Annotated in this window: 15 protein-coding genes; 9 read left to right on the top strand and 6 right to left on the bottom strand. The window is 58.5% G+C overall.

Features of this window, described 5'->3' with window-relative positions:
* Positions 1-7 precede the first annotated feature (7 nt).
* The 3 genes from HMPREF2927_RS00880 to HMPREF2927_RS00870 all read right to left on the bottom strand — a co-directional run bounded on the left by HMPREF2927_RS00880 (position 8) and on the right by HMPREF2927_RS00870 (position 3,399).
* Complete coding sequence (locus HMPREF2927_RS00880) at positions 8-877, bottom strand: PTS mannose/fructose/sorbose transporter subunit IIC (RefSeq protein ID WP_049326833.1); 870 nt, start codon at positions 875-877, stop codon at positions 8-10.
* Positions 874-1,854 (bottom strand): mannose/fructose/sorbose PTS transporter subunit IIA, encoded by a 981-nt coding sequence (locus HMPREF2927_RS00875; RefSeq protein WP_070684744.1) that lies wholly within the window; start codon positions 1,852-1,854, stop codon positions 874-876. The genes HMPREF2927_RS00880 and HMPREF2927_RS00875 overlap by 4 nt, the downstream gene beginning before the upstream one ends.
* Positions 1,855-2,529: 675 nt before the next feature.
* Positions 2,530-3,399: a PRD domain-containing protein gene (locus HMPREF2927_RS00870; RefSeq protein WP_070684743.1), complete on the bottom strand. Its 870-nt coding sequence runs from the start codon at positions 3,397-3,399 to the stop codon at positions 2,530-2,532.
* A 253-nt stretch (positions 3,400-3,652) separates the two neighbouring features.
* On the opposite strand from HMPREF2927_RS00870, the gene HMPREF2927_RS00865 reads away from it, so the two are divergent.
* From HMPREF2927_RS00865 to HMPREF2927_RS00825, 9 genes are all read left to right on the top strand, one after another.
* Entirely contained in the window at positions 3,653-4,396 is a 744-nt protein-coding gene (locus HMPREF2927_RS00865; RefSeq protein ID WP_005507990.1) for a response regulator transcription factor, read from the top strand.
* Positions 4,397-4,489: 93 nt separating this feature from the next.
* Entirely contained in the window at positions 4,490-6,154 is a 1,665-nt protein-coding gene (locus HMPREF2927_RS00860; RefSeq protein WP_246827315.1) for a sensor histidine kinase, read from the top strand.
* Positions 6,155-6,432: 278 nt separating this feature from the next.
* Entirely contained in the window at positions 6,433-7,134 is a 702-nt protein-coding gene (locus tag HMPREF2927_RS00855) for a TetR/AcrR family transcriptional regulator (RefSeq protein WP_049357527.1), read from the top strand.
* 178 nt (positions 7,135-7,312) lie between these two features.
* The gene (locus HMPREF2927_RS00850) at positions 7,313-10,099 is read left to right on the top strand and encodes an MMPL family transporter (RefSeq protein WP_070684741.1); all 2,787 of its coding nucleotides are present in this window, start codon (positions 7,313-7,315) and stop codon (positions 10,097-10,099) included.
* Positions 10,100-10,244: 145 nt separating this feature from the next.
* Positions 10,245-10,649, top strand: coding sequence for a fluoride efflux transporter FluC (locus HMPREF2927_RS00845; RefSeq protein ID WP_246827040.1), 405 nt, complete (start codon positions 10,245-10,247; stop codon positions 10,647-10,649).
* Positions 10,649-11,101 (top strand): fluoride efflux transporter FluC, encoded by a 453-nt coding sequence (locus HMPREF2927_RS00840; RefSeq protein ID WP_070678835.1) that lies wholly within the window; start codon positions 10,649-10,651, stop codon positions 11,099-11,101. The genes HMPREF2927_RS00845 and HMPREF2927_RS00840 overlap by 1 nt, the downstream gene beginning before the upstream one ends.
* Before the next feature lie 225 nt (positions 11,102-11,326).
* The gene (locus HMPREF2927_RS00835; RefSeq protein WP_070684739.1) at positions 11,327-11,968 is read left to right on the top strand and encodes a VanZ family protein; all 642 of its coding nucleotides are present in this window, start codon (positions 11,327-11,329) and stop codon (positions 11,966-11,968) included.
* A 115-nt stretch (positions 11,969-12,083) separates the two neighbouring features.
* Positions 12,084-12,629 (top strand): ArsR family transcriptional regulator, encoded by a 546-nt coding sequence (locus HMPREF2927_RS00830; protein WP_083324830.1) that lies wholly within the window; start codon positions 12,084-12,086, stop codon positions 12,627-12,629.
* Between the two features lie 40 nt (positions 12,630-12,669).
* Entirely contained in the window at positions 12,670-13,104 is a 435-nt protein-coding gene (locus tag HMPREF2927_RS00825) for a HEPN domain-containing protein (protein WP_070684817.1), read from the top strand.
* A 161-nt stretch (positions 13,105-13,265) separates the two neighbouring features.
* On the opposite strand, the gene HMPREF2927_RS00820 is transcribed toward HMPREF2927_RS00825, so the two are convergent.
* The 3 genes from HMPREF2927_RS00820 to HMPREF2927_RS00810 form a co-directional block, all read right to left on the bottom strand.
* Entirely contained in the window at positions 13,266-14,273 is a 1,008-nt protein-coding gene (locus HMPREF2927_RS00820) for an MIP/aquaporin family protein (protein WP_070684737.1), read from the bottom strand.
* A 524-nt stretch (positions 14,274-14,797) separates the two neighbouring features.
* Complete coding sequence (gene argE / locus HMPREF2927_RS00815; protein ID WP_070684735.1) at positions 14,798-16,027, bottom strand: acetylornithine deacetylase; 1,230 nt, start codon at positions 16,025-16,027, stop codon at positions 14,798-14,800.
* Between the two features lie 146 nt (positions 16,028-16,173).
* On the bottom strand, positions 16,174-16,716 hold the full coding sequence (locus HMPREF2927_RS00810) for a flavin reductase family protein (RefSeq protein ID WP_070684733.1): 543 nt from the start codon (positions 16,714-16,716) through the stop codon (positions 16,174-16,176).
* Positions 16,717-16,876: the final 160 nt, after the last annotated feature.

Genomic DNA, 16,876 nt, shown 5'->3' with positions numbered 1-16,876 from the left:
ATGTTCCTTACTCGAGCTCGTTATCGAGGTCGTTTGCTGCGGCTGCCGGTGCTACGGCGGGTGCCTCGCTCTTATGGAAGAGCGGGTTCAGCTGGGTGTACAGCAGACCCAGGCAGGCGCCCACAATACCGATAGCAACCAGGTTGAACTGTGCCTGACCGGACAGGGTTGCGACGAGATCCTTCGCGCCCTCGGTACCAGCAATCGAAATCGACTGGGTTGCCGGGATAGCGGCAGCGGCAATGAAGCCGAGGAAGAAGAAGGGCATGAGAGCCTTCGAACGCATCATGTTGATGACCATTGCGAAACCGACCACGGTAATCATGCCACCGGCGATACGCAGACCAACGGTCACCTCGGTGGGAATCATGTTCAGCAGGCGGGTCAGCTCTTCGGAGCTAATTAGCGCCACAATAGCGGTCGGGATAGCCACACGCAGACCCTGCAGAGCCATACCGCTAATGTGCATCAACTCAATACCGCGGAAGTTCGCAGTCTTCGCGAAATTATCAGCCTGATGCTGGAAGAACACCGTAATGGTACGAACGAAAATGGTCAGAACCTGACCTGCCGCAGCCAGCGGCACAGCAATAGCAATACCGGTGGTGATGTCCTGGTGACCCTGAATCACAACAACAGCGGAGATAGTGGACGCCAGAGCCGAGTCGGGAGCCATCGCCGCACCGACGTTCATCCAGCCCAGTGCGATGAGCTCCAGTGCGCCACCGAGCATAATGCCGGTAGTCGGGTCACCCAGCGCAAAACCCATCAGGGTACAAGCGACCAGGGGGCGGTGGAACTGACGCTCGTCCACCACGGATGCGACGCCCGCAATGAACGCCACGAGAACAACGAGAATAAACGTCAGGGCGCTCATGCGTCCAGGCCTTTCTGCTTGAGGATCTTTTCCAAATCAACCGGGGAGTGGTTGGGCAGCTGCTGCACCGTCAGCTTCACACCGCGCTTAATGAGTTCGCGGTAGGCTTCCAGGTGCTCCTCGGAGGCGTACACTGCGTCCGAGAGCTGAACCATGCCGGTCTTGAAGGTGACGCCACCAACGTTCACTTCGTTGATCTTGACGCCTTCGTCGAGCAGTCGAACTACATCAACGGGGGATTCTACGACGAACATGGTCTTCATGCCGGTGTACTTGGGGTTGTTGTACACGCGGCCAGCCTTAGCGATGTCCAGGACGTTGGTCTTCACGCTGGTCGGTGCGACCTGCAGCAGCAGGGACTTGCGCAGCTGATCGTGTGCCGCATTATCGGACGCCGCAATGAAGGTCTGCGGTGCGATATACGGAACCCAGGTGCCTGCCACCTGACCGTGAATCAGGCGGGAGTCGATGCGGGTGAAGATAGCGTCCATGGTGCCGCCGGGAACCTGCTGAGCAACCGGAACCTCGACCACCTTGGTCTCTGCGGGCTTCGCCTCGGCGGGCTTGGCGGCTGCGGGCTGGTTCGCCTCCTGGAAGGAGCGAATACCCTTAGTGCCAGCCTTGTGCGCCTTAGCGACCAGGGACTTGAGGGTTACGTTCTTACGGCCTGCGCCGGAGATGACCTCAATAAGCATCGGTACGTTGACACCGGAGACGACGTCGACGCCCTCGCGGGTGGCTGCGAACTGCGCACCGGCGTTGTAGGGGCTACCGCCGAAGAGGTCGACCAGCAGCAGGGTTTCTTCTGCTTCAGACGCCTCAACGATGCGGGTGTACTCTTCGACGAGATCTTCGGGGCCCTGACCCGGCAGGAACGTGACCGGGTGGACGTTTTCGAAGTTACCGAGGATCATGCCGGCGGTCTTCAGCAGAGCCGGAGCCGACTCGCCGTGTGCCGCCACAATGATAGTGACCATAGTGGTCCTCTCGTGTTCGTGACATGGTGTGTAGTGGCCCCGTGAAGGGCCTCATAATTCTCAGATAGTAACACGTTGTTTTTGTGTTTTGTGGGTTTTATCTGACTTTGCACACTTTAGGTTCCTATGACATTTTTTCAAGTGTTGGAATATGGGTTTTTGATGTCAAAACACGTATTTATTGCCAGGGTGTAAAAAATTTAAACAGAACACTGAAAAAAGGTTGTCGACACGGAGGGCAATGCGTTATTTTTGTGGAATTTCAGGAATGACGGCATCTTGTACGCGGGCTGACGACGTGCTTGTTGCAGGATATTTTGACTGCGATGATGCAAGAAAATGATTTACAAAGAAAATATCGAACGAAAAATGGATACACGAATCAAAAGATGTGGGATTAATAAAAAATCCACATTTGTCTGAGGTCTGTCCACAGAATGGTATTTCTGGAATACGCCGTTATAAACCGTCATTTCAAAATTTAAATCGACGCGCTAACGCGCGAAAGAAAAACCCAGGAAAACGACAATTTAGTGACAGGTTGTATATATAAATAACAACTCACCTTTAATGGCCACGTTCCGCCCGGCGCGCCCTACCCAAACCTGGATACAGAAAAGCGGCCGGAGTACCCTCCAACCGCTTTCACCCCTGCATTTTTTGGAAACACCAACGCTAAGCGTTAATGCCCCACATATCCCGCGCCAGACGCGCAATATGAATCGTCAAATACGTCAACTCATCACGAGTCAGGCTTTGCTTCAGCTGCATCTGCAGTACCAGCAAAACCTTCTGTGCACACGCGTAGGCGCGCGGCGCATCCGCACGAAGAGCCGCCAACAAACTCGGCTGCGACACCTCATCAGCATCCTCCGCGCGATTTGCGGAGGCGCGGCTCGCCCGCACAAACAGGTACCGCAGGTGCGTCACAAAACGTGCCGCACTCATCGAATCCGGGTCGAGCTTCCGCTCGTAGCTTGCCTCAATAATTTCAAAAACCTGCGCGAAAACCTCGGTCATGCGGAATGCCTGAGACATGTCCGCCGTCGCAAATTGCGCGTTGACCAGGTGCAACGCCAAAGGAATAGCTTCGTTCGGGTCCAGCTCAACCTGCAGGCTCTCGCGAACCATCGCCAACACTGCGCGACCGTACTCCACCTCGCGCGGGTAGAGAACAGTCACCTCCGGGGCGAGTGGATACTGCACCCGCACCCCGTCACGCGCACGAACCACCGCATAGTGCAGGTGATCAGCCAGCGGAAGAATAAACGAGTTCGACAGCTCCAGTGCACCCTCGGCGCGCACCTTCGACTCTAAAAGCGTGGCAATCGACAGAATCTCCGCCGGAATCTCAGACAGAGTCATACTAAGGCGCTCACCCGACATGCCCTGCTCTGGAACAAAGGTCTGCTCCACCGCAGACGGGTCAATCAGCTGACCCTTACGCTTACCAAAAGCAATGCCGCGACCAATCATCACGGACTCCTTGCCGTAATGATCCACCGTGAGGACAACATTATTGTTATAAATACGGCTAATGCGCATGTGTCATCCTCCTTCGCGGGTGTTGGGTCGCCGGAACAGAAACGGCAAAATCAAAAGATACGCAAAGGTGATTGAGTGTTACCTAAGCTAGTACAAATTCTACCGAAAGTTTGAAGCCGTCATGAAGGGGTAATGCGCAAATGCGGGGTAAAGCTGTGTCTCAGCTGTGGTGCGGGCAAGCATTCCATAAGTTTGCGGCTGAAAACCGGCTCCCGCCCCGCCACGAATCCTAAATCGCGATACCCTTAATCACATGAGCAGCAAAGCAACCGAAATCGCAAAGAACCTTCCCGCGCTAGAGCACCCGGACGGTAGTCCCATCCGCGCCCTCGTTGTTGACGACGAAGAGATGCTCAAAGAACTCGTCAGCATGGGCTTGAAAATGATCGGCTGGGAGGTGCAGTCAGCAGGCGACGGCCCCTCCGCGCTCGCGATTGCCCGCGATTGGCGCCCCGACGTGCTCGTGCTGGACATTATGATGCCAGGCTTCGATGGTCTGGAGCTGCTATCCCGTATCCGCAAGTTCTACCCCGAAGTTCCCTGCCTCTTCCTGACCGCTAAGGATTCGGTCGATAACCGTATCGAAGGCCTTGCCGCCGGTGCGGACGACTACGTGACCAAGCCCTTCTCAATGGAAGAAGTGATGATTCGTCTGCACCGCCTGGTGCAGCGCTCCGGTGTTGCCGCCATTGACGACGCTGAGCTGGTCGTCGGCGATCTGGTGCTGAATCAGGATACCCGCGAGGTGACCCGCGGTGGCGAGCAGATTAACCTCACCGCAACACAGTTCGACCTGCTGCGCTACCTTATGGAGAACGCGAAGCGCGTGGTCTCCAAGAGTCAGATTCTCGATAACGTCTGGAACTACGACTTTGGCGGCCAGGCAAATATTGTGGAGCTGTACATCTCGTACCTGCGTAAGAAGATTGACGTGGGTCGCGAACCGATGATTCACACCGTGCGCGGTGCTGGTTACGTGCTGCGTCCCGCTGTATAGTTTTATTCTCTGCTCTTCATATGGCGCGGTATAACACCCGGTTATACCGCGCCATATCAGTTATATTCCGTATTTCGAATATAGAAAGAAAGGATGCTCGTGGGCTCCTACTCACCCGGTGAACCCGCCTCCTCGGATAACGAAGCAACCCGCCCCCTACGCGCGGGTACTTCCGCGCGCGCCGGATCCGTTCCCTCCCGCGGAAACTTCTTCGTGCGCCTACGCGCCGCCTGGAAGAGCATGCGGAACCCCGAAGCATCCCCCGAAGAACTGGGTTACGTACCCCACCTGCGTTCGCGTCTCATCGCAATCCTTGTGGCAGCCCTCGGCGTCGCCTGCCTCATTATCGGCTTGTCCACCTACGTGACCCTGCAGAACTCCCTCTACCAGCAGGCGCAAAGCGACCTCAAAGAAACCAGCCACCGCGTGGTGCAGCCGACTTCCCGAGACGGCAAACGAGAAGAAGTGGACTGTAGTGACCTACAGAAGAGCAACTCGCTCTTCGCACCCGGTCAGGCGTCCGGAACCATCATCACCTGCGTGGAGTCCGAAGGTGCCGTAGAAATCGCCAGCAAGCTCGCTAAAGACGGCACCGTACAAACCCTCTCCGCCAACGACCAGGTAACCCTCGGAACCATGGCACTGAATGCCACCAAGGAAGAAGAGCGTGAGGTCAAACTGGAATCCGGTCTGTACCTCGTGAAAATCACTCCGAAGGCCAATAGCAGTGCTGACGCCCAGGTGGTCGGTATTCCGCTCGCCAACGTACAGCAGACCCTCACCATCTTCGTGATTGTGGTGTCCCTCGGATCCATCGCCGTAATGGTCGGCGCCGGTGTGGCTGGCTCCTACATTATTCGCGGCACCATGAAGCCGCTGGAACGAGTCTCCGCGGTGGCAACCGACGTGGCGCACCTGGATCTGGAAGAACACACCATCTCCTCGGCGGTGCGCGTGGAACCGAGAGACTCCGACCCGCGTACCGAAGTGGGTGCGGTGGGCTACGCCCTCAACCAGCTGCTCGATAACGTAAATTCCGCCCTTGAAGTGCGCGAACGCACCGAGCACCAGATTCGCGCCTTCATTGCGGACGCATCCCACGAGCTGCGCACGCCCCTTGCCGCCATTAAGGGCTACTCCGATATGCTCCGCTGGACCGAACCACTCAGTGAGTCCGGCCAGTCCTCCCTGGCGCGCATCGACTCGCAGACTGAGCGTATGTCCCGCCTCGTGGAAGACCTGCTGACCCTCGCCCGCCTCGATGAAGGCCGCGAACCCAAGCTAGAGCAGGTTGACCTGACCGAGCTGGTACTCGAATGCACCTCGGATATGCAGGCGGCAGCCCGCACCCACGAGTGGCACCTGAACCTGCCCGATGAGCCCGTCGAAGTGGTGGCGGATCGCTCCCAGATTCAGCGCGTGATTCTGAACCTGCTCTCGAACGCCCGCAAGCATACCGATGAGGGTACGCGCGTGACCGCGGGTCTGTCGGTGGATGCGGCACGTCGCGAGGCCGTAGTTACCGTGACCGATAACGGTCCGGGTATTGCGCCCGAGTTCCTGCCGAAGATTTTTGACCGCTTCACTCGTGCCGATAAGGCGCGCTCCGGCTCGGATGGAACCACCGGCCTGGGCTTGGCGATTGTGCAGGCAATCGTGCAGGCGCACGGCGGTTCGATTCAGGTGCAGAGCCAGCCGGGCCATACGGTCTTTACAGTGCGTCTGCCGCTGGATGCGCGTCTTCAGTCGGTTGCCTAGTCCGGTGTCTAATTAGCCGTCTGGCCTGCTAGCTGGTCTGTGTGTCCACTCTGTGAATGGCTGCTTGAGGGGGAGCGGGGTGTGTTGTGTGTGCACTCTGCTCCCCTTTTGTTGTGCTTTTGCGGTTTTATATTGGTTTGACATGCCAAAACGCTAAATTGCTTGTTGAGTAAACATTAAATCTGCACTTCAAGTTTATTACCTGGAGTGCAAATATGTGGTCAATCTAACCCCAAAATAGTTACCCTCGGTGAAACAATGCGCGTATTGTAAAAAACATGGCTAATCTTGTTGAATCCCCCGCGAACATCACGGACAAGCGTTCCGCCCGCAAGGCAGAGAACCGCATCGCAATCGTTGAGGCAGCAGAATCCCTCATCCTCGAGGGCGGCTACGGCGCCCTCAACGCAGAAGCACTCGCAGAACGCGCCGGCGTCTCCCGCCGCACCATCTTCAACCACTTCGCCTCCGTAGACGACGTGCTGGTCACCCGCATGAACCAGTACTTCAACCGCATCTTCGAAGAATGCGACTTCAGCATCTCCGGCGAAAACGCAAGCATGGAAGCCGAAATGCTCTCCATCGCCCGCAACGTCTTCATGAGCAACACCCTCGAAGAGTACATCGCACCCTTCGCACACCTGCTCTACGCCCTCGAAATGGACAGCCCCGCAAAGTTCGAGGAATACTCGCATGTCATCCTCGAGCGCACCTACGACATCTTCCTCGAACAGTACCTCGAGGCATACCCCGACCTGCCCTACCTGCGCGTGGCAGTCTTCGCCTCCAACCTCTCCGAAACCATCGGTGAAGGCGTCTACTACTACCTCACCCGCGCCGAAGAAGTAACCGCCAAGGTCGCAGCGGAAGCCCCCGAAGGCACCCACCCCGAAGCACTCGCCATCGAAGCGATGCGCCAGTGCGTACTCGAGGCACTCGACTACCTGGGCCGTCTGGTCCAGGGCGAATTCGCAAGCTAAGCCCCAAAGCGTTCACGCTCAAAAACTCTCGCTTCGGGCACCTCACCTGCAGGTGCCCGAAGCGGGGTGTTTTTTGCCCAAAAACAGGGCACAGCAATCGCAGTACAGGGCAACCACCGTATTCACACGCACCCAACGCACCAAACTCTTCACTCACTCAACTTCAAAGGAATAATTCATGGCTACATGGCTCTACCGCATCGGTGAAGCCGCCGCCCGCCGTGCCTGGGCTGTCATCCTTGCCTGGGTACTCATCATTGCCGGTGTAGCGGGTGCCTACACCGCGTTCCACGGCAAGCTCAGCAACACCTTCACCATGCCCGGAACGCAGACCCAGCAGCTCTCCGACGAGCTCGCACAGCGCTTCCCGAGCGCCAACCGCGGCTCCGGCCAGATCATTATCACCACCGGCGACGGCACCGCCCTCACCGAAGAACAGAAGCAGGCATTCTCTACCGCGCTGAACAAGCTCACCACCGAGGTGCCCGCCGTGGACGCGGTCACCGACCCGTTCACCACCACCTCCAAGCTTGCCGAAGCGAAAACCCAGCTCGACGAGGCACACACCAAGCTTGGTGCTGCACCCGCCCAGATTGAGGACGGCAAAAAGCAGCTGAACGCCGCCGCCTCTCAGATTGAAGACGGCACCAAGCAGATTGCTGACAGTGAGAAGAAGCTCGACGACTCCCAGGCGCAGATTACCGCGGGCCGAAAGCAACTGGATGAGGCGCAGAATCAGCTCGATGACGCCCAGGTACAGCTGAAGGAGGGCTATGCCCAGGCGGAGGCGGCAGGCTCACCCGCCGCCATGATGGAGCAACTCAACGCCCAGCAGACGCAGCTGACCGAACAGCAGAACGCCCTCAACCAGCAGCGCGACACCCTCGCCGAGAGCCAGAAGCAGGTCGATGCGGGCCGCGCAGAAATCGCCTCCAAGAAGGATGAGCTGGCTGAGGGCAAGAAGAAGCTGGACGAGCAGCGCAACCAGCTGCAGAAGACCGAAAGTGAGCTACCCGCACAGCGTGAGCAGCTGGAGCGTCAGCAGAAGCTGTACGACTTCACCGCAGGCTACCGTATGGTCTCTGAGGATCAGTCCACGGCGATTGCGACCGTGTCGTTCAAGAAGAAGATTTTTGAGGTTCCCTCCGCCGACCTGCAGAAGGTCATGTCCGATATCGAGTTGGCGAACCTGCACGGGGCGACCGTCCAGTTCGACGCGAACCTGAGCGAATCTGCGCTCGGCGGCGGCTCGCACACCGGTGAGGTTGCAGGTATGGTCATCGCCTTCATCGTGCTGATGGTCATGCTCGGCACCCTCGTAGCTGCCGGCCTGCCGATTCTCATGTCCCTGGTGGGCGTGGTGGTGGGTGTGCTCGGCACGCTCTCGCTGTCTTCCATCATTCAGATGAGCTCCACCGCCTACACCTTGGGCCTGATGCTCGGCTTGGCGGTCGGTATCGACTATTCGCTGTTCATCCTGAACCGCTACCGCACGAACCTGCTTGACGGCATGCCGAAGATCCAGGCGATTGCCCTGGCGAACGGTACGAGTGGTAATGCCGTGATTTTTGCGGCAAGCACCGTGATTATTGCGCTGGTTGCGCTGAACGTGACCGGTATTCCCTTCCTGGGTGTGATGGGTAACGCCGCCGCGTTCTGCGTGGTTGTTGCCGCTCTGATTGCGGTTACCCTCACCCCGGCGGTGCTGTCCCTGGCGGGCACCAAGATTATGTCGAAGAAGCTGTGGGCTTCCATCGATACTCCGAAGAAGATTGAGGAACGCCGCGCGCAGGATGCCGCCCGCACCGAGAAGCCGAATGGCTGGTTGCGCCTCGTGCTGGCTCGCCCGCTACTGACCCTGGTGATGGGTACGCTGGCGCTGCTGGCGGTTGCCGCTCCCATGTCTCAGATGCGCCTGGGCCTGCCCGACGCCTCGAACTACCCCTCCGATAGCGCCGCGTACAAGTCGTACGCGCTGGTCAAGGAGAAGTTCGGTGAGGGCATGAGTGCCCCGCTGGTTGCGGTTGCGCACACCCCCGCGAATATGAGTGAGGAGCAGGCTCAGCAGGCGCAGATTGATATCGCATCTGCGGTGAAGGAGCGCGGCGGCTCGAACGTGCAGGCTGTGGTTCCCGGCGGCATGACCGATGACCGTACCCTCATGATTTTCCAGGTGATTCCTGCCCATAGTGCAAGCTCCGTGGAGACCGAAGAGCTCGTCCACGAGCTGCGCGCCGTAACCGTTCCGGTTCAGGGCTCTGAGGTCTCTCTCGGCATCGCGGGTCAGACCAGCGGCAATATTGACGTCTCTGAGGTGCTCGCGCAGAAGCTGCCCCTGTACCTGGGCGTAGTGATGGGCCTGTCCTTCCTGGTGCTGATCCTGGTGTTCCGCTCAATCATGGTTCCGCTGGTTGCCTCGGTGGGCTTCCTCTTCTCGGTGCTGGCGAGCTTCGGTGCCGTGGTGTCCATCTACCAGCTGGGCTTCATGAGCTTCCTCTTCGGTGTGGACCACCCGGGTCCGGTGCTGTCGTTCCTGCCGACCCTGCTCATCGGTATTCTTTTTGGTCTTGCCATGGATTACCAGATGTTCCTGGTGACTGGCATGCGTGAAGCGTATGTGCACGGCAAGGACGCGGCGACCGCCATCGTAACCGGCTATAACCATGCGGTGCGTGTGGTGGTGGCTGCCGCGATCATCATGATTTCGGTGTTTGGTGGCTTCATCTTCGCTGATTCGACCATGATCCACCCGATGGGCTTTGGTCTGGCATTCGGCGTGCTCGTGGATGCATTCATCGTGCGCATGACGCTGACCCCTGCGGTTATGGCTCTGCTGGGTGATAAGGCGTGGTGGATACCGAAGTGGCTGGACCGCCTCACCCCGAATATGGATGTTGAGGGCGCCGCACTGAGCGAGAAGATTCAGCACGAGCGTGAGTCTGCCGCCGGTTCGGGTAACAGCTAAAGCCTGGGTAACCGCTAAAGTATTAGTGTGTGTTTGTGCGCTGTTGTAGCGCACTTTGAAGACTAATACGAGACGAAAGGGCAGGTGCACGGTGATGAGGAACCGCGCGAGTATCCGGCAGAGGATAGGAGGCGTTCTAACCCGTGTGCCTGCCCCTTTTCTTGTCTTTTTGGGCGGCGGCACGGGTGCGCTGTGCCGCGTGTACACCCCCGGTGGCGTGCTGGTGGCGAACCTGCTGGGTTCGTTCACGCTGGGCCTGCTGACGATGGTGTGGAACGCCTACGCGCGCCGTGACGGCGAGGACCGGATTCACTCGTTCCGCCTGCTGTTCGGTGCGGGTATGATGGGCGGCTACACGACCTATTCGTCGATTGCTGCGGTGCTGGCGCAGACGATTTTTCTGCCGTACACGGTGCACGCTCAATATATGGTGCTGGCGGTGGCAGTGCTGCTCGTGGGTGGTTTGGTTGCCGCCGCGGCTGGCATGCTGACCGGCCGTTTTGTGGCGTCCCGCCTGGTACCCGTCCACGATGCTGAGGAGGGCCGCTAATGTTTTTCGCTCTGATGGTGTTCCTCTGCGGCGGTCTGGGTGCGATGACCCGCTTCTTCCTCGATAAGGCGATGTCGCCTCGCCTGCGCACGGAGTCGTCGATTATTAGCCCGGTGTTCGTCATTAACCTGGTGGGCTCGTTCCTGTACGGCCTGCTGATTATGCCGGTCTCTAATCCTCGCGCGCTGGGCGTGCACTATAACGCCACGGAACAGGTGGCGTTCTGGTGCACGGTGATTACGACCGGTCTGCTGGGTGGGTTTACGACCTTCTCGACCGCCATGGTGGAGGCGCTGACTGCCCGCGCTGAGGGCAAGATGGTGAAGTTCCTGATGCTGTGGCTGGTGCAGGTTGTGGGTGCGATGGCGGCTGCGATTGCGGGCGCGCTCTTGTTCGTGCTGCTGTTTGGTCGGTATATTGCGCCGGTGTTCCCGCCGGATGTTTTGTACTGACGGCACCGGCTGTGGTGGTTCTCATGGCATGTTTGGGTGCGTGTACAGCTTTTTCACAGTTTCGCCTAGGGTGAGCCATAGAGCGGTCTTTTACACTGGTGGTGAACGATATGCGGCGGGCATGAACGGTAACCCGCTATATACCATCGGAAATATATGTTAGAACAGGCATATATGCAGGTGGAAAGCATATTACTCACTCTCACGACCTAAGGAACACACGGCATGCAGGAACTGCTCAGTAAACACATGATTGGCACCTTCGCCATCGAGATTGCGGCGCTTACTGTCGCACTCTCTATCATCGGGTTCATTGGTATGCGCCTGCGTGCCAAGAGGACCGGTCGAGCGCACAGCACCCGCCAATACCTGCTGACTGCATCTTTCGCGTTGTTCCTTGCCTCGATTCTTTCGCTGACGCTGACTCCGATTGGTAGCGCGAATAGCGTCACGAACCCCGAACTGTACTACCCGCGCTTCTATGTGGGCTGGAGCTGGCAGCAGGCGTGGGACCTGACGGCCGGCATGGGTCTGCGCCGCTTCGCGACTACCGTGTACGCGCAGCTCTTCTTCAATATTGCGATGTTCATTCCCCTGGGCTTCTTTACGGCGGGCTGCCTGCGCTGGGGTCTGCGCGCTACGGCACTAAGTGGCTTCGCGCTCTCGAGCTTCATTGAGCTGAGCCAGCTGACCGGTAACTGGGGTCTGGCGGGCTTCACCTACCGTACTTTCGATGTGGATGACATTGTGAACAATACTGCCGGCGCGGTTCTGGGTGCGGTGTGCATCTGGGTGGTGCGCGCGATTCAGAAGCGCCGCCTCGCTAAGCATGATCGGGTGCTGGCAATGGCTTCCGCTGCAGCCTAATACCCCTCCAAAAAATAGCAGACGTTTTCATAACATGATTGATATAATTCATGTTATGAAAACGTCTGCTCCTAGTCTCCTTCCTATCTTGCGTAGTGACCTGCAGGGTGAAGTGATGGCATTGCTGTTCTCTCACCCTGAGCAGCAGTACACGGTGTCTCAGATTGCTGATGCGACACGTGCATCGTTGCCGACTGTCTCCCGAGAGGTGAATCGTCTGGAACAGTCCGGTCTGGTGACTGTCCAGAATGTTGGTAGGACCCGTATGGTGCAAGCCAAGGTTGATAATCCGGTGGGCCAGGCGATGCGTCAGTTGATCCTGGTAACTTATGGCCCCGTTCCGGTGCTCCGGGATACTTTGCAGGGCATTTCCAATATTGAGGGTGCCGCTATTTATGGCTCGTGGGCTAGCCGTCGTTCTGGGGTGGCTGGGCACGTGCCGAATGATATTGATGTGTTGGTTGTTGGTTCCCCTTCACGTCAGAAGCTGTATGAGGCTATTGATGATGCTGAGCAGAAGCTTGGCTATGAGGTGAACGTAAAGCGGCTATCTCATGAGGCATGGAACTCGCAGGATGGTTTCGTGCAGACTGTGCGCTCGCGCCCGATGGAGGTTCTCTTTGGGCAGCTGGAGGTGAATGATGTCGACGCTGAAGCCTAATGCCCCGACTCCTGGTCCTTGGACTGTTGGCCGGGAGCGCATGCTTGAGCTGATTAATGCCGGTGAGTTGGAACGGGTTACTGTAAATCGTGAGCATGCTCAAGGTCTGTTGTTGCGTGCTCATCGGCATCTAAAGACGGCGCATCGTCTGGTGGTTGATGATCCGGAAGGTGCCTATACGCTCCTCTATGATGCTTCGAGGTTGGCGATGACTGCTGCCTTGGCGGTGCAGGGTCTGCGGCCGACTACTCGGGGAGGTCATATTGTGGTGGGTGATGCGTTGCGTGCTCAGCGAGGCCCTCATGATGTGGTGGGTAAGCTGTATTCTCGCTTGCGTCGAACTCGCCATGAGGTTGAGTATCCCGGTTTGGATTATGAGCCTATAGCTGTGGAAGAAGCTGAAGAGGCTTTGGAAGATGCAGAGTATATCGTTCAGGAGATGACTCTTTTTATTCCTAAGCTAGGACCTTTCTAGACGATATTTCTTTTCGGCACCCCTGAATGAACCTCCTTCCGTGAGGTAGACGCAACGAACCCCTCATTTTCATAACCTGAACAACATAAGTCAGGTTATGAAAATGAGGGGTTCGCCGTTTTAGATGAAACCCTAGACAGGGAAGTTCCCAGGCGGGAAGACTACTCGTCCTCGGTCAGTCGGTTCACGACGCGGGTACTGCGGTTGCCCTTCACCTCTTCGGGGAGCAGAATCGGCATGGAACCGGTCGGGGTGTAGGTTGCTGCGCGTGCCGCCGCGGTAGCGTGGGTGTCCTCAAACTCGGGGACGACCTCGGAGCTGGGTGCGCGGTACAGGTGGCTATTAGCCCACCATGCGAAGAGCAGAACCACAACTGCCAGCGCGCTGGAAACGAACAGCCACGGGCTGACCTGACCCTCGTAGTAGAGCTTGAAGAACGCGCCACCCATGAAACCACCGGCAATCGGGCCGCAGATCGGAACCCACGCGTAGAACCAGCGCGAGGAGCCCTTATCGTGGATGGGCAGCAGGGCGTGCATGAGGCGCGGACCGAAGTCACGGGCGGGGTTCAACGCGTAGCCGGTCTGACCCCCCAGACCGATGACGAGCACGGCGACCATGAAGCCGAAGGCGAGGGGCTTGAGCACGTCGTTGAGGTTGAGGGAGAGTTCCACACCGCCGCTGATGGACGGCTTGAAGTTCACACCGGTGTACAGCGCCGAGAAGACCAGCATGAACGTGCCAATCATTTCGGAGAGGGCATTGGTGAAATAGTTGTGAATGGCAGGGACGGTACCGAAGATACCGAGCTTAATCTTCTTGTCGGCGGTTGCCTTCCAGTGCGGCAGGTAGTTGAGGTAGACCAGTCCGGCACCGACCATTGCGCCGAGGACCTGGGCAATGATGTAGCCGGGGACCTTCTCCCAGGGGAATTCGCCGTAGGCTGCCAGGCCGATAGACACAGCGGGGTTGAGGTGGCCGCCGGAGTAGGCGTGGGAGGCGTAGACGCCGAAGGTGACGGCGAAGCCCCAGCCGAAGGCGATGGTGAAGAAGTTGTCGCCGTGGCCTTTGGATCGGCGAAGTTCGACGTTGGCGATGACGCCGCAGCCGATGGTGCACATAATGAGCGTGCCGAGGAATTCGGCGAGGTAGGGGCTGATGGTGTACACGGGGTGTCCTTCAGGTAGTGAACTGCGGGTGGTAAACCGGGGTTTGACCGGGTGTGCAGTGCCGAGCGTGAGGGAGGTGTGGTTTTGTGTGGGGTTATGCCGCCCGAGTGGCGTGTTTACCCTTTGGCATCTATGGAACCTTGAATACCCCTGGAAGACAATACTTTTGTGTTATTTCACCCTTAGACATAAGCGGTTTTTCGGGTTTTTCGTTTAAAAATAAATGTGGTGGATGAGGGGAAAATCGGGCATAGTCCACACCTTGGACTCACTCCCTCAATTCGCGGTTGAACCCATGGAGAAACTCAAAAATAAACCCGCGATCAAACCAACACTCGCCCCCGCCATCAGCACCCGCCTGCACCACCTGCCATCAGCACAGAATGCCCGGGCACCTCACGGGGTACCCGGGCAGTTTCTGTAATTTTTATGCGGCTCTTACTGCGGCTCTTGCGAACCGCGGTGGACTGGCTGTTACGCCGCTACACGGTGATTACACGGCCGCTACACGGTGGCAACATGTGCTACTTGGCGCTCGCCCAGTCGAGAATCGCCCCGAAGAAGCGCTCGCATTCGCTCAGCTGCTCCAGCTCAATCCACTCGTTCGGAGTGTGTGCCTGCGCAATGTCGCCGGGGCCGCAGATGATGCTCTGCACGCCGGCGCGCTGGAACTGGCCCGCCTCGGTGCCGTAGGTGACCTTCTGCGGTGCACCGTAGGTGCCCAGCCACTCGTGTGCCAGGTGAATGAGTGGCGCGTCGTCTTCGGTACCGAGGCCAGGTACGGCGGCGAGCAGTTCGTGCTTCACGCCCACGCGGGAGGTGAGGCTACCGGGCTGTGCGCCGGTCAGCTTTTCGGCGCGTGCGGCGCGTGCCTGCAGATCCGGCAGGATCACCTCCGAAAGCTCGCGGTCAATATGCTCCACGAAGGACTCGGTGGTCACCTGCGGCAGGGTGCGCACATCGTACTCCACGACCGCCTGCTCGGCGACGATGTTGTACTGCAGGCCGCCGGTTGCCAGGTTCACGCTACCGGTGGAGTGGGGAATGATGAACGACTCGTCGAACGGGCCTTCTTCTTCCCACCGGTCCGCCATGTCAGTGAAGAAGGTAATGAATTCGCCGGCTGCGGCAACCGCGTTCACGCCGTGGGTGGCAAGGGAACCGTGCTTGGCCACGCCGGTGAAGGTGACGCGACCGCGGTGCGCGCCCTTGTGCGCGGAGATAATGCGCATGCTGGAAGGCTCACCAACAATCGCGTAGTCGGGGGCGAGGTCGCGCGCCACGAACTCCTCAATGAGGGAGGGCGCACCGACGCAACCGATTTCTTCATCGTAGGAGAACGCAAAGTGCAGGGGAATGCGCAGCTTCGCCTCGGCAACGCGCGGCAGCAGCCAGAGCGCGATGGCGAGGAAGCCCTTCATATCGCAGACGCCGCGGCCGTAGGCGCGGGTACCCTCCACGCGCAGGGTGAACGGGTCGGCGTCCCATGCCTGACCGGCAACGGGTACGACGTCCGTGTGACCGGAGAGGATAACGCCGCCGCGGGTGGTGCCGTCAGTGGCGGGAATCGTGACCAGCAGATTGGCGCGGGTGCCGTCATCGTTGTAGGTGCGCACGCCGCTGTAGCCGTAGCGGGCAAATTCGGCTTCGATGAGCTCAATAAGTTCCAGGTTGGAGGTTCCGGAGACGGTGGGGATCGCGATGAGCTTTTCGAGCCAGGGGAGGGATGCGGGCTGGGCGGTTTGAGCCGTCATGACTGTTCCTTCTGAGCTGTGTTGCTGTGCACTATGTTGCTGCGTGCTGTCGTGTGCCGTGTGCGCTTTTACGTTTAGGGTACGCCGCGGGGCGGTATTCCTCGCCTCATGGTCGTCGAATACCGCCCCGTGACCCATGTGCGGGGTTAGATGCTGTAGTTGTTCACGTTCGAGTGGTCACCCAGTGCGTGGAAGTTACGCGAGTGGTAGACCAGCGGGGTGCCTTCGCAATCGTTGCGGACGAACTCTTCAACCTGCGCAGTGAAGACGATTGCGGGACCAGCCTCAACGCGGCTGAGCGGGGTTGCGCGCAGAACGCGGCGTACGCCGTGGACGAGGGGCTCGCCGGTGGAGACGAATTCCCAGGTGCTGGTGTCTGCGAAGCGGGGGTAGTCGTGGGTTGCGAAGTTCTTCGCGATGGTGACATTCTCAGCGTCGAGCATGTGCACGAGGAAGGAGGGGGCGGCAGCAATCTTTGCTGCGGAGCCGCTATTTGCTTTTAGGGAGAAGGCGATGATGGCGGGGTCAGCGGACACGGAGGTCAGCGAGGAGGCGGTGAAACCTGCGGGTGCGCCGTTTTCATCGGTTGCGGTGATGATGGCGACGCCTGCGGGCTGGTGGCCGAAGGCGAGCTTGAACTGCTCGGAGGTGTCGGCGAGGGGTGCCTGTGCTGCAATGGTTTCGGTCATGATCGACCCTTTCTTCTGCGGCTGCGTTTGAGGGTTCGTCCTGTGGTGTTTGCTCTGGGCGACCCTTTGTTAAGGGGAGATATGTTCAGAGTAAAGCTAATGGGTGGTGAACACCTTATTTATTGCCCTATGTTTCTTAGGTGACCCTTTCGTGACATTG

The organism is Rothia sp. HMSC061E04, from assembly GCF_001813685.1.
Classification (GTDB): domain Bacteria; phylum Actinomycetota; class Actinomycetes; order Actinomycetales; family Micrococcaceae; genus Rothia; species Rothia mucilaginosa.
Note: the sequence above shows the minus strand (reverse complement) of the source record. Positions and strands in the feature narration are given on the sequence as shown.